9 protein-coding genes are annotated in these 13,414 nt (G+C 63.5%); 2 read left to right on the top strand and 7 right to left on the bottom strand.

Translation table 11 applies throughout. The features are described 5' to 3' along the window. The first annotated feature begins 160 nt into the window (after positions 1-160). A complete protein-coding gene (locus V3314_RS08280) occupies positions 161-2,473 on the top strand; it encodes a TonB-dependent siderophore receptor (protein ID WP_338460128.1) in 2,313 nt (770 codons plus the stop codon). A 246-nt stretch (positions 2,474-2,719) separates the two neighbouring features. After that, positions 2,720-5,275: a sulfite reductase flavoprotein subunit alpha gene (locus tag V3314_RS08275; RefSeq protein ID WP_338460127.1), complete on the top strand. Its 2,556-nt coding sequence runs from the start codon at positions 2,720-2,722 to the stop codon at positions 5,273-5,275. A gap of 175 nt (positions 5,276-5,450) precedes the next feature. Here V3314_RS08275 and V3314_RS08270 read toward each other — a convergent pair whose 3' ends face one another. The 7 genes from V3314_RS08270 to ispG all read right to left on the bottom strand — a co-directional run bounded on the left by V3314_RS08270 (position 5,451) and on the right by ispG (position 13,414). Continuing rightward, entirely contained in the window at positions 5,451-6,242 is a 792-nt protein-coding gene (locus tag V3314_RS08270; protein WP_015269022.1) for an amidohydrolase, read from the bottom strand. After that, the gene (locus V3314_RS08265) at positions 6,230-7,378 is read right to left on the bottom strand and encodes a pyridoxal phosphate-dependent aminotransferase (protein ID WP_135002136.1); all 1,149 of its coding nucleotides are present in this window, start codon (positions 7,376-7,378) and stop codon (positions 6,230-6,232) included. Before V3314_RS08265 ends, V3314_RS08270 begins: the two co-directional genes overlap by 13 nt. Before the next feature lie 209 nt (positions 7,379-7,587). Next, positions 7,588-9,051, bottom strand: a complete 1,464-nt coding sequence (der, locus tag V3314_RS08260) for a ribosome biogenesis GTPase Der (RefSeq protein ID WP_025337780.1) — start codon at positions 9,049-9,051, stop codon at positions 7,588-7,590. A 117-nt stretch (positions 9,052-9,168) separates the two neighbouring features. Further along, on the bottom strand, positions 9,169-10,311 hold the full coding sequence (bamB, locus tag V3314_RS08255; protein WP_108480927.1) for an outer membrane protein assembly factor BamB: 1,143 nt from the start codon (positions 10,309-10,311) through the stop codon (positions 9,169-9,171). After that, a complete protein-coding gene (locus V3314_RS08250; RefSeq protein ID WP_015269019.1) occupies positions 10,312-10,950 on the bottom strand; it encodes a tetratricopeptide repeat protein in 639 nt (212 codons plus the stop codon). It lies immediately after the preceding gene. Positions 10,951-10,989: 39 nt separating this feature from the next. Beyond that, complete coding sequence (gene hisS, locus V3314_RS08245; protein WP_108480925.1) at positions 10,990-12,279, bottom strand: histidine--tRNA ligase; 1,290 nt, start codon at positions 12,277-12,279, stop codon at positions 10,990-10,992. A 25-nt stretch (positions 12,280-12,304) separates the two neighbouring features. Beyond that, complete coding sequence (ispG, locus tag V3314_RS08240; RefSeq protein WP_038408727.1) at positions 12,305-13,414, bottom strand: flavodoxin-dependent (E)-4-hydroxy-3-methylbut-2-enyl-diphosphate synthase; 1,110 nt, start codon at positions 13,412-13,414, stop codon at positions 12,305-12,307.

Raw genomic sequence — 13,414 nt, 5'->3', positions numbered from 1 at the left:
AAGCCCCATTCGCCGCTTAAGACGTTTCAGCTTGATGAAACCGTAAAGGGAAATTGTAAAGATTGTAAATTATTCACGAATGGTAACTACTCTCAATTGTGAGTCACAATTGCTTACATTAAGATCCGCGGCCTTAACACCTTGGGGAAGGTCCTAAGCAATGCGCCAGTCCGTACCATCTGCAGTGAGTTCACCACGCCTGATCGTGTCTGCCATCGGCGTCGCCCTCAGCGCCTCGTCGGCCTACGCCGCCGACCCCGCCGCCAGCAACGCGATCACCCTCGACGCCACCAGCGTCAACGGCAAGGCTGAACAGGCCAGCACCGATTACAAGGTCGACAAGGCCTCCTCGCAGAAGTACACCGCACCGCTGGTAGATACCCCGCGCTCGGTCACCGTGATCCCGCAGCAGGTAATCAAGGACACCAACGCTCTATCGTTGCAGGATGCACTGCGCACCGTACCCGGCATCACCTTTGGTGCCGGCGAAGGCGGCAACCCGCAAGGCGACCGCCCGTTCATACGCGGCTTTGACGCCCAGGGCGACACCTACCTGGACGGGGTGCGTGACACAGGTGCGCAAACCCGTGAAATCTTCGCCATCGAATCGGTGGAAGTGGCCAAGGGCCCGAACTCGGCCATCGGCGGCCGTGGCGCCGCCGGCGGCAGCATCAACCTGGTGAGCAAGCGCGCCCACCTGGGCAACTCGCTTGACGGCGCCTGGACCTGGGGCAGCGACCAGACCCAGCGCTATACCTTCGATGGCAATTACCAGTTCAGCGACACCGTTGCCGGGCGTCTGAACCTGATGACCCACGAAAGCAACGTCGCCGGCCGCGACAAGGTCAACTACGACCGTTGGGGTATCGCCCCGTCTCTGGCCTTCGGTCTGGGCACCCCGACCCGGGTCAACCTCGACTACTACCACCTGGAAAGCGACGACCTGCCGGACTCGGGCATTCCGTACACCATTCCGACCGCTGGTAGTACTGCCCGAACCTCGGCACACCCGAGCAAACCGTACGACGGCGGTGACAGCGACAACTTCTATGGCCTGACCGGTCGTGACTTCCGCAAAAGCCGCGTGGACATCGCCACCTTCGCCATCGAACACGACTTGACCGACTCGCTGACCATCAAGAACACCCTGCGCCACGGCAACAGCATGCAGGACTACATCCTGACCCAGCCTGACGACAGTAAGGGTAACGTCAACAACGGCAGCGTCTGGCGCCGCGCCAACACCCGTGTGGGCAACACTGCCACCACCACCAACCAGACCGACCTGTTCGGCGAGTTCTACCTGGCTGGCATGAAGAACAGCTTCTCGACCGGTATAGAACTGAGCCGTGAAGAGAGCAAGCGCTCGAGCTATACCGTCGATACCGACACCGTCCCGGGCGGCACCGCCAATACCAACTGCACCCCCGGCATGATCGGCGCCACCAGCGGTTACAACTGCACCTCGCTGAGCAACCCGAACCCGGACGATCCATGGAACGGCAGCATCGCACGCAACTACGCGGGCACCGATACCAAGAGCAACACCCGCGCAATCTATGTCTTCGACACGCTCGAGCTGACGCCCGAGTGGCTGTTGAACATGGGCCTGCGTTACGACCACTTCGACACCCAGTACCGCACCTACGACGCCACAGGAGCCACCGTGGTGAACAGCAAGGGCGTTGTTTCCAAAGGCAAGGATACAAGCGAATTCGTCACCGGCCAGCTGGGCCTGGTGTGGAAGCCGGCCGAGAATGGCAGCATCTATGTTTCCTACGCCACCTCCGCAACGCCACCCGGGGCGATGCTGGGCGAAGGTACTGAAGGCAACCCGCTGGGCAACACCACCGATCGCGCCGGCAACTTGCTGAGCAGTGATCTGGAGCCGGAAGAGACCACGAACTACGAAATCGGCACCAAATGGGACCTGCTCGATCAGCGCCTGTCCCTGGCCGCCGCGCTGTTCCGCACCGAGAAAGAAAACGCCCGCGTTCAGGTTGACACCACCACCTACGAAAACGTCGGCGAAACCCGTGTGCAGGGCATCGAACTGTCAGCCAGCGGCAAGATCACCGACAAGTGGCAGGTATTTGCCGGTTATACCTACATGGAAGCCCGCCAGATCGACGGCGGCGCAGTGAACAAGGCCAACGACGGTAACCAATTGCCGAACACGCCAAACAACAGCGCCAGCCTGTGGACCACCTACTCCATTACACCGAAGCTGACCGTGGGGGGTGGTGCCTTCTACGTGGATGACGTGTACGGCAGCGTGGCCAACACCACAATGGTCGACAGCTACGTGCGCTATGACGCCATGGCCGCCTACAAGCTGACCAAGAACGTCGACCTGCAGCTGAACGTGCAGAACCTGACCAACGAGGTGTACTACGACAAGGCCTTTTCCACCCACTTCGCCAACCAGGCGGCGGGGCGGACGGCTCTGTTGACTACCAGCGTCCATTTCTGATGTCGGGATTGGGTTGATCTGTTGAATGGGCTGCGCCTGTGCCGGCCCCCGCTCCCACAGAGATATCCCTGGACCTGAGGTCAGTGCAGTACCTGTGGGAGCGGGTTCACCCGCGAAGAGGCCGGTACAGCCAACAAGCCTGACTGACTAGCCCACCCTGCCCCGTTCATTCCCGTGAGCGGGGCTTTTGCGTATCAAGGCATAATGCACGCCGCGCGGTGTGCGGCAGAAACACAAGGTGATCATGTGGTGAAGAAGACGCTGTTCCAATTGCACTGGTTCTTTGGCATCACCGCTGGCCTGGTGCTGGCCTTGATGGGTATCACCGGGGCCTTGTACTCGTTTCAGGAAGAGCTGCTGCGCGCGCTGAATGCCGATGTTCTGAAGGTCCAGGTGCGCCCGGAGGGCGTGCTGCCACCGGCCGAACTGGTCCGGCGGGTCGAGGCCCAGCAGCACGACAAGGTGGCGATGCTGTGGGTCGATGTGCGCGAAAGCAACGCCGCACGCGTCTCCTTCACCCCGCCACCAGGCGAGCGCCGTGGCCCGCTGCGCTACGCAGACCCATACACCGGCGAACTCAAGGGAGAAGTGGCCGGGCAAGGCTTCTTCAACCTCATGCTCAACCTGCACCGTTTCCTGGCCATGGGCGACAGCGGCCGGCAGATCACCGGTGCCTGCACCTTGATGCTGGTGTTCTTCTGCCTCTCCGGCCTGTACCTGCGCTGGCCGCGCAAGGCGCTGGACTGGCGCACCTGGCTGACCTTCGACTGGGCCAAGAAAGGCCGCGCCTTCAACTGGGACCTGCACGCGGTGGCCGGCACCTGGTGCCTGCTGTTCTACCTGCTGTTCGCCCTGACCGGGCTGTTCTGGTCCTACGAGTGGTACCGCGAAGGCCTGAACAAGCTGCTGGCCGACGCGCCGGCCGCCGGCCAGCAGCAAAAGCGCGGCGAAGGCCGTGGCCGCCACGGGCCGCAGAAGATCGACAAGAACGCCCCACCACTGGTGGTCGACTACGACGCGATATGGGCCAATCTCAAGGACGCGGCCGGCCCGGGCCTGGCGATGTACAACCTGCGCCTGCCACCCGTAGGCGGCCAGCCGGCCAACCTGTTCTACCTGCTGGACAACGCCGACCACCCACGTGCCTTCAACACGCTGGTGCTGGACCCGGCCAGCGGCCAAGTGAAAAGACATGACCGCTATACCGACAAGTCCTTCAAGGCCCAATTGCTGCAGAGCGTCTACGCCCTGCACGTGGGCGAATACTTCGGGCTGCCGGGGCGCATCATCGTCACCATCGCCAGCCTGACCATGCCGCTGTTCTTCGTCACCGGCTGGTTGCTGTACCTCGACCGCCGGCGCAAGAAGCGCCAGGTGCGTGCCGCCCGTGGCAACGTCACCAGCAATACTACCAGCGGCGATAGCTGGCTGATCAGCTTTGCCAGCCAGAGCGGGCTTGCCGAACAACTGGCCTGGCAGAGCGCCGGGCAGCTTCAGGCCGCCGGCCTGCCAGTGCAGGTACGCGCCCTGGCAGAACTGGATGAAAGCGACCTGCGCCAGGCCCGCCGTGCACTGTTCGTGGTCAGCACCTTCGGCGACGGCGAAGCCCCCGACAGCGCCCGCGCTTTCGAACGCAAGGTGCTCGGCCAACCTTGGGCGCTGGAGAACCTCAGCTATGCCCTGCTCGCCCTCGGTGACCGCCAGTATCCGCACTTCTGCGGCTTCGCCCGCCGCCTGCAGGCATGGCTGGGTGAACGCGGTGCCACCAGTGCATTCAGCCCGGTGGAAGTGGACAACGCCGACCAGGCCGCGCTGCAGCAGTGGCAGCAGGAGCTGGCGCAACTGACTGGCGCCCAGCCAGTGGCTGCCTGGCAGCCGCCGAGTTTCGGCAGCTGGTCGCTGGTGCGCCGTGAACTGCTCAACCCGGGCAGCCAAGGCCAGCCGGTGTACCTGCTGGGCCTGCGACCGGAACAGCCTGCCAGCTGGGAAGCCGGTGACCTGGTGGAGATCCTGCCGCTCAATGGCCAGCCGAGGATCGACGCCTTCCTCGATGGCATGGCGCTGGACACCGGGGCCAAGGTGCAAGTGAATGGCCTGGGCGAAACCCTCGCCCAGGCCCTGGCCGGCCGCCAGTTGCCGACCCGTCGCGATCACCTGATCGGCCTTCAGCCGCAAGCTCTGGTCGACGCACTGGTACCGATCGGCAGCCGCGAGTACTCGATTGCCTCGATCGCCAGTGATGGCGTGCTGGAGCTGATCGTGCGCCAGGAACGCCATGCCGATGGCAACCTGGGCCTGGGTTCCGGCTGGCTGACCGAGTACCTGCCGCTTGACGGTACGCTGAGCATGCGTTTGCGGCGCAACAGCAGCTTCCACCTGCCGGAAACTGCTGCACCGCTGGTGTTGATCGGCAACGGCGCTGGCCTGGCCGGCCTGCGCAGCCTGCTCCGCGCACGGGTGAATGCCGGCGAGCAGCGCAACTGGCTACTGTTCGGCGAACGTAACCGGGCGCATGACCTGCTGTGTGGTGACGAGCTGCAAGGCTGGCTGGAAAGCGGCGACCTGGCACGCCTGGACTTGGCATTTTCGCGGGATCAGGCCGAGAAGGTGTATGTGCAGGATGTGTTGCTGCAGCAGGCTGAAGAGTTCAAGCGCTGGGTGGCGGATGGCGCTTGTGTGTATGTCTGCGGCAGCCTTCAAGGCATGGCTGCCGGGGTGGATGCGGCGCTCAACGGTATCCTCGGGGAAGCGGTTGTGCAACAGCTGATCGAGGATGGGCGGTATCGGCGGGATGTTTACTGATACTGGCCTGAGCTAGCAACGCAGTACCTGTAGGAGCGGCCTTGTGTCGCGAAAGGGCTGCGTAGCAGCCCCGGCAGTTCATGCATCGCTGCCAGGATCCTGGGGCCGCTCTGCGGCCCTTTCGCGACACAAGGCCGCTCCTACAGCGGGCCAATTCAAGCCATTCAATTCCGGCCTAGTGCAGCTCGAAGGTGTCAGCATCCAGATTGGCCGGGAACTTGGCCCGATAGGCCGCCAGTTCCGCCGCACTCAACACCGCGGTAAACACCCCGTCCGCCTCCCCGGCACTGAGCAGGCTCTCGCCCTGGAAGTCCAGCACCTGGCTGTCACCAGAATAGGCAAAGCCCTTGCCGTCGGTGCCCACCCGGTTCACCGCAGCCACATAACACAGGTTCTCGATACCCCGCGCCGGCAACAGCCGGTTCCAGTGCTGGCGGCGCGCAGCCGGCCAGTTTGCGGTGTACAGCAACAGGTCGGTGTCCTGGGCATCACGGCTCCACACCGGGAAGCGCAGGTCGTAGCAGATCAGCGGGCGAATCCGCCAGCCCTTGAGCTCGAACTGCACCTGGCGTTCGCCCGGGGTGTAATGCTTGTGCTCACCGGCCATGCGGAACAGGTGGCGCTTGTCGTAGTGCAGTATCTCGCCATCCGGCCGGGCCCACAGCAGGCGGTTGCGGTGGCTGCCATCAGCGGCCTGGATGATCACGCTGCCGGTAATCACCGTGTTGTACTTCTTCGCCTGGGCCTTCAGCCATTTGTAGGTCGGGCCGTTTTCCGGCTCGCACAGGCTTTCCGATTGCATGGAAAAACCGGTAGTGAACATTTCCGGCAAGATCACCAGGTCCACCTCGCCCACCTGCTCCAGCAGCACCTCGAAGTGCGCATAGTTGGCCTCGCGGTCGTGCCAGGCCAGGGTGGTCTGCACCAGGGCGACTTTCAGATTCGGCAGTGTGCTCAGATCGCGCATAGTTTTTCCGCTGCCTGACGCAGCGTCTCCTCTCGTTTGGCAAAGCACAGGCGGACTAGGCGTTGCTCGGGGATGGGTTGCTGGTAGAACACCGACACCGGGATGGTCGCCACGCCGTGCTCACGGGTCAGCCACAGCGACATGTCGACATCGTTCAGGTCCGGGCGGATCTGCGAATAGTCCACCAGCTGGAAATAGGTACCCGCCGTGCGGGTGAAACGGAACCGCGAGCCTTCCAGCAAGCCGCAGAACAAGTCTCGCTTGGCCTGGTAGAAGGCCGGCAGTTCATCGATATGCTCGGGGTGCTCGGCCATGAAATCGGCCAGGGCGCACTGCAGCGGGGTCACCCCGCAGAAGTTGACGTACTGGTGCACCTTTCGCAGCTCGGCGCTCAGTGCTGGCGGGGCGATAACGTAGCCGGTCTTCCAGCCGGTAACGTGATAAGTCTTGCCGAACGAGCTGACCACGAAGGCGCGTTGGTACAGTTGCTCGTGGGCCAGCACGCTGGCATGGCGCACACCGTCGTAGACCAGGTGTTCGTATACTTCATCGCTGACCAGGTAGATATCGCGGTCAGCGATCAGCCGCGCCAGCTGGTCGAGGTCATCGCGAGTGATCAGCGCACCGCTTGGGTTGTGCGGCGAATTGAGGATGACCATGCGCGTGCGCGGGCTGAGGGCACTGCTGAACTTCTGCCAGTCGATGCGGAAATCGCCGTCGCTCAGCTGTACATGCACGCAGCGGCCACCGGCCAGTTCCACGGACGGCTCGTAGCTGTCGTAGCAAGGGTCGAAGACAATCACCTCGTCACCAGCATGCACCACCGCCTGGATGGCGCAGAATATCGCCTCGGTGGCGCCAGGGGTGATGGTCACTTCCTGGTCGGCATCCACCTGCTCGCCATACAGACGCGCGACCTTGGCCGCCACCTGCTGGCGCAGGGCCGGCAAGCCGGTCATCGGCGAATACTGGTTATGCCCGGCGGCCACATGCCGGCCGACTGCATCGAGCAGTGCCTGCGGGCCATTGAAGTCGGGGAAACCTTGCGACAGGTTGAGCGCGCCCGTCTGCACGGCGAGCTGGGACATGGTGGTGAAGATGGTCGTGCCGACGTTCGGCAGTTTGCTGCGGATCATGGAGCCCTCTTTCCTGGGGTGTATCCGGCACGGGGTGGAGTCCGAGCATAGCGGATCGAGCGGTCAGGAAAAAGGTTGAAACAATAGGGGGATTGCGCTGGATCAAAGGGCCCCTTCGCGGGTAAACCCGCTCCCACAGGTACTGCACAGAATTCGAAAACTGTCTGGGACCTGGGAGCGGGTTTACCCGCGAAGAAGCTGGCGCGGAATCAGCGCTTGTCGCGGCGCTTCTTCTCAGCCTTCTTGTGGTGCGACATCAGGCGGCGCTTCTTGTTGACCTGGCGGTCGGTGAGGGTGTTCTTCTTGCCCTCGTACGGGTTCTCACCGCCCTTGTACTCGATGCGGATAGGCGTACCGACCAGCTTCAGCACGCGGCGGTAGGTATTCTCCAGGTAACGCGAGTACGACTTGGGAATCTTGTCGGTCTGGTTGCCGTGGATCACGATCAGCGGCGGGTTGGCACCACCAAGGTGGGCATAGCGCAGCTTGATGCGGCGGCCATTGACCAGTGGTGGCTGGTGCTCGCTCACGGCATCTTCGAGGATCTGCGTCAGGCGGCTGGTCGGCCAGCGGGTCACCGCCGACTTGAACGCGGCCTGCACCGACTTGTACAGGTGGCCCACGCCGGTGCCGTGCAGGGCGGAAATGAAGTGGATGTCGGCGAAATCGACGAAGAACAGCCGGCGCTCCAGCTCGGTCTTCACGTAGTCACGCTCGCCCGGCTCCATGCCGTCCCACTTGTTCAGGGCGATGACGATGGCGCGGCCGGCTTCCAGGGCGAAGCCCAGCAGGTTCAGGTCGTGGTCCACCACGCCTTCGCGGGCGTCCATGACGAAGATAACCACGTTGGCGTCCTTGATCGCCTGCAGCGTCTTCACCACCGAGAACTTCTCGACTTCCTCGTGGATCTTGCCGCGCTTGCGCACGCCGGCGGTGTCGATGAAGGTGTACTTCTCGTCATCGCGCTCGAACGGGATGTAGATACTGTCGCGGGTGGTGCCCGGCTGGTCGTACACCACCACGCGCTCCTCGCCGAGCATGCGGTTGACCAGGGTCGACTTGCCGACGTTGGGGCGGCCGATGATGGCGATCTTGATACCATCCTTCTCGCTCGGGCCAGGGATGCGCACCGCCTCTTCGCCTTCGGCGACTTCGGCGTCCAGCGCTTCTTCGACCTGGTCGCGTGGCAGGTGGCCGAGCACAGCCTCCATCAGCGCGTTGATGCCGCGGCCCTGGGAGCCGGCCACCGGGATGGCGTTGCCCATGCCCAGCGGCGAGAACTCGGCGCGAGCCACATCGGCATCGATGTTGTCGATCTTGTTGGCAACCAGGATCGCTTCCTTGTTCCGCTTGCGCAGGTGCTCGGCGATCATCTGGTCGGCAGCGGTCATGCCGGCCCGGGCATCGACCAGGAACAGCACATAGTCGGCTTCTTCAATGGCCATGAGCGACTGCTCGGCCATTTTCTCGTCCATGCCCACTTCGTCACCGGTGATACCGCCGGTGTCGATCAGGATGAAGGAACGACCCTGCCAGCTGGCATCACCATACTGGCGGTCACGGGTCAGGCCCGACAGGTCACCGACGATGGCATCGCGGGTTTTGGTCAGGCGGTTGAACATGGTGGATTTGCCGACGTTCGGGCGGCCCACCAGGGCGATTACGGGAACCATTCGGCTCTCCACTCTTGAATTCTTGAAAATGCAAAGGCCGCTGCAAGGCAGCGGCCGGAGTTCGGGCGGCGTGTCCTACGCCGCGGCTTGAAGCCCGCCAAGGCTTCAAGCATAGCTTCAGCGGATGGTCAGTGCCTCGAGCTTGCCGCTGTTGCCGAAGACGTAGATGGTGTCGCCGACCACAAGTGGGCGGGCACGCAGGCCATCACTGTCGATACGCTCACGGCCGACGAAGCGGCCATCGACCTGGCTCAGCAGGTGCAGGTAACCCTCGAAGTCGCCCACCGCCACGTAGCTGGAGAACACTTCAGGAGCGGTCAGCTGGCGGCGAGCCATAGTGTCGTTGGTCCACAGGGCGCTGGACGAGCGCTCGTCGACGCTTTCGACAGTACCCGAAGCTTCGCTGACGTAGACGTTGCCGAAGCCTTGGGCGACACCCACATAGCTGGAGGCATCGCGCTGCCAAAGCACCCGGCCGCTTTCCAGGTCCAGGCCCGCAACGCGGCCCTGGTAGGTGCTGACGTACAGGGTACCACCCGACAGCAGCAGGCCACCGTCGATATCGACCACTCGGTCCAGCTCGGAACGGCCCTGCGGAATCGCCACGCGGCTCTCCCAAACCGGCACGCCGTTGTTGATATCCACCGCCACCACCTTGCCGGTGGACAGGCCGGCGACGGCCAGGCGGTTGGTGGCGATCGGCGCGCCGGTGCCACGCAGGGTCAGCACGGCCGGGGTGTTTTCGTAGATCCAGCGACGGTCGCCAGTGGCGGCATCCAGGCCGATCAGGCGATCGTCCTGGGTCTGCACCACCACCACCTCACCGTTGTTGGCAGGCGGGGCCAGCACTTCGCTGGTCACGCGGGAGCGCCAGCGCTCCTCACCGGTGCTGGAGTCCAGGGCGATGACTTCACCCTTGAGGGTACCGATCATGACCAGGCCGTAGCCCACGCCGACAGCGCCGGATACCGGCAGCTCGAGGTCCTTCTTCCACACCACGTCGCCGGTGATGCGGTCGAGAGCAAAGACTTCGCCGTTGACGTCGGAGGCGTAGATACGGTCGTTCTCGATGGCAGGTACCAGGGTGTTGTAGGTCTCACCCTGGCCATCACCGATCGAACGGCTCCACTGCTTCTTCAGCACCACTTCCTCGGTGAACTTGGTCAGCTCGGCCGGAGGCAGTTCCTTCTTGCTGTTGCTGCTGCAACCTGCGGCCAGTACGGCCAGGGTCAGCACTGCTGCATGTTTCCAACCGATCACTTACGCGTCCCCTTTGGCCAAGTCATCCAGCTTCAATTGCAGGCCACCGACCGCCGCCTCATCGGACAACGCAGCCTTGGCTTTTTCGTAAGCGCTGTGCGCGTCGTCGGCGCGACCCAGTTGCACCAGCAGGTCACCTTTCAACTCTTCGCGGCTGGCCAGGAAGGCTTTGTCGGCGTCGCCGTCGAGCAGCTTGAGGGCGTCCTCGGCCTTGTTCTGGGCAGCCAGCACACGGGCCAGGCGCTGACGCGAAATTTCGCCCAGGGTGGCATCGGCCGGCTTGTCCAGCACGCTCTTCAACTCGGCAGCAGCATCGTCAAGCTTGCCGGTCTCGACCGCGACCTTGGCCACGAACAGGCTGCCGTACTGGGCGTAGGCGGTACCGCCGAACTCGCTCTTGAGCTTGCCGGCCAGCTCCGCGACCTTGGTCGCGTCAGGCTGGCCAGTCGGCGTCAGGCTGGTCTCCAGCAAGGCCTGGTACAGCTGCGAGGCACCTTGCGACTGATTGTTCTGGTACTTGTGCCAGGTATTCCAGCCCAACACCACCACGCCAGCCAGCAGGGCACCGGTCAGCAGCGGCTTGCCGTTGCGGTTCCACCAGTCCTTGACCCCTGCCAGTTCATCATCGGTACTCGACACCCCAATACTCCTTTTCGCCTATTCGCTTGTTGAACCGCGTTACGCCTGCACGATCGCGGTTTCCAGGTGCTCAGCCAGAGCATCCCAGGCAATGTTCTGTTGTTCGCCCTGACCACGCAGGGGCTTGAAGCCGATCTCTTGCTTGGCCAGTTCGTCGTCGCCGAGGATCAGCGCGAACAGCGCGCCGCTCTTGTCGGCTTTCTTGAACTGGCTCTTGAAGCTGCCACCGCCGGCGTTGACAGCCAGGCGCAGGCCCGGCAGGCGGTCGCGCAGGCCTTCGGACAGGCGCAGGCCGGCCAGTTCCGCCTGTTCACCAAAGGCGCACAGGTAGACGTCGATCTGGCGGCTGATGGACTCGGGCACCTTGCCCAGGGTTTCGAGCAGCAGGATCAGGCGCTCGATGCCCATGGCGAAACCGACGCCCGAGGTCGGCTTGCCGCCCATCTGTTCGACCAGGCCGTCGTAACGGCCGCCGGCGCAGACGGTGCCCTGGGCGCCGAGCTTGTCGGTGACCCACTCGAACACGGTCTTGCTGTAGTAGTCCAGGCCACGCACCAGCTTGGTATTGATCACGAACGGAATGCCGGCAGCGTCCAGGCGGGCCTTGAGGCCCTCGAAGTGCACGCGCGACTCTTCGTCCAGGTAGTCTTCCAGCTTCGGCGCGCCGACCAGCACCGCCTGGGTGTTCTGGTCCTTGCTGTCGAGAATGCGCAGCGGGTTGCTCTTCAGGCGGCGCTGGCTGTCTTCGTCCAGTTGCTCCAGGCGCGCCGAGAGGAACTCGACCAGCGCATCACGGTAGCGTGCACGGGCTTCGCTGGTGCCCAGGCTGTTGAGCTCCAGCTTGACTGCGTCCTGGATGCCCAGCAGGCCCCACAAGCGCCAGGTCAGCATGATCAGCTCTGCGTCGATGTCCGGGCCGTCCAGGTTGAACACTTCCACGCCAATCTGGTGGAACTGGCGGTAGCGGCCCTTCTGCGGGCGCTCGTGGCGGAACATCTGGCCGATGTACCACAGCTTCTGCACCTGGCCGTTGCCGGTGATGCCATGCTCGAGCACGGCACGCACGCAGGCAGCGGTGCCTTCGGGGCGCAGGGTCAGCGAATCGCCGTTGCGGTCTTCGAAGGTGTACATCTCTTTTTCGACGATGTCGGTCACTTCACCGATGGAGCGCTTGAACAGCTCGGTGAACTCGACGATCGGCGTGCGGATCTGGCTGTACCCGTAGGTGTCCAGCAGGCCGGCCACGGTGCCTTCGAAGTAGCGCCACAGTGGCGACTGTTCTGGCAGGATGTCGTTCATGCCACGGATGGCTTGCAGCGATTTGCTCACGAAAAGTCCTTACGAATTCTGTGTGTCAGCCACGGACGATCAGCGCCGCGTCGGCTTCGGCCTTTTCGGCCGCTTTCTGGCGGATGAGCTTTTCCAGTTCATCGACCAGGTTGTCGTTGGTCAGCTTCTGTGCCGGCTTGCCGTCGATATAGACCAGGTTCGGCGTGCCGCCGGTCAGCCCCACATGGGACTCCTTGGCTTCGCCCGGGCCGTTGACCACGCAACCGATCACCGCCACGTCCAGCGGCACCAGCAGGTCTTCCAGGCGCCCTTCCAGCTCGTTCATGGTCTTGACCACATCGAAGTTCTGCCGCGAGCAGCTCGGGCAGGCGATGAAGTTGATGCCACGCGAGCGCAGGTGCAGCGATTTGAGGATGTCGTAGCCGACTTTCACTTCCTCGACCGGGTCGGCCGCCAGCGAGATACGGATGGTATCGCCAATGCCTTCGGCCAGCAGCATACCGAGGCCGACAGCGGATTTCACCGTCCCCGAACGCAGGCCACCGGCTTCGGTGATGCCCAGGTGCAGCGGCTGCACGATCTGCTTGGCCAGCAGGCGGTAGGCTTCGACGGCCATGAACACATCGGAGGCCTTGACGCTGACCTTGAAGTCCTGGAAGTCCAGGCGGTCGAGGTGCTCGACGTGGCGCAGGGCCGACTCGACCAGCGCCGCCGGGGTCGGTTCGCCGTACTTCTTCTGCAGGTCCTTTTCAAGCGAGCCGGCGTTGACGCCGATACGAATCGGGATACCCCGGTCACGGGCGGCATCGACCACCGCACGCACACGGTCTTCACGGCCGATGTTGCCCGGGTTGATACGCAGGCAGTCGACGCCCAGTTCGGCCACGCGCAGGGCGATCTTGTAGTCGAAGTGGATATCGGCAACCAGCGGCACGCTGACCTGCTGCTTGATGCGGCCGAACGCCTCGGCGGCGTCCATGTCCGGTACCGAGACGCGCACGATGTCCACGCCGGCATCGACCAGACGCTGGATTTGCGCCACGGTGGCGGCAACATCGTTGGTGTCGGTGTTGGTCATGCTCTGCACCGCGATGGGGGCATCACCACCCACCGGTACATTGCCGACCCAGATTTTGCGGGATTCGCGACGTTTGATCGGAGATTCGCCGTGCAT

This window comes from Pseudomonas sp. TE3-3-F2023, from assembly GCF_036784815.1.
GTDB classification, from domain to species: domain Bacteria; phylum Pseudomonadota; class Gammaproteobacteria; order Pseudomonadales; family Pseudomonadaceae; genus Aquipseudomonas; species Aquipseudomonas pudica.
This window is presented reverse-complemented; position numbering and strand designations above follow the sequence as displayed.

Excerpts from the sequence above, each read along its gene's own strand:
- V3314_RS08265 (WP_135002136.1), bottom strand. The coding sequence starts at position 7,378 with ATGATCCGCAGCAAACTGCCGAACGTCGGCACGACCATCTTCACCACC.
- der (WP_025337780.1), bottom strand. The coding sequence starts at position 9,051 with ATGGTTCCCGTAATCGCCCTGGTGGGCCGCCCGAACGTCGGCAAATCC.
- V3314_RS08280 (WP_338460128.1), top strand. The coding sequence starts at position 161 with ATGCGCCAGTCCGTACCATCTGCAGTGAGTTCACCACGCCTGATCGTG.
- V3314_RS08270 (WP_015269022.1), bottom strand. The coding sequence starts at position 6,242 with ATGCGCGATCTGAGCACACTGCCGAATCTGAAAGTCGCCCTGGTGCAG.
- ispG (WP_038408727.1), bottom strand. The coding sequence starts at position 13,414 with ATGCACGGCGAATCTCCGATCAAACGTCGCGAATCCCGCAAAATCTGG.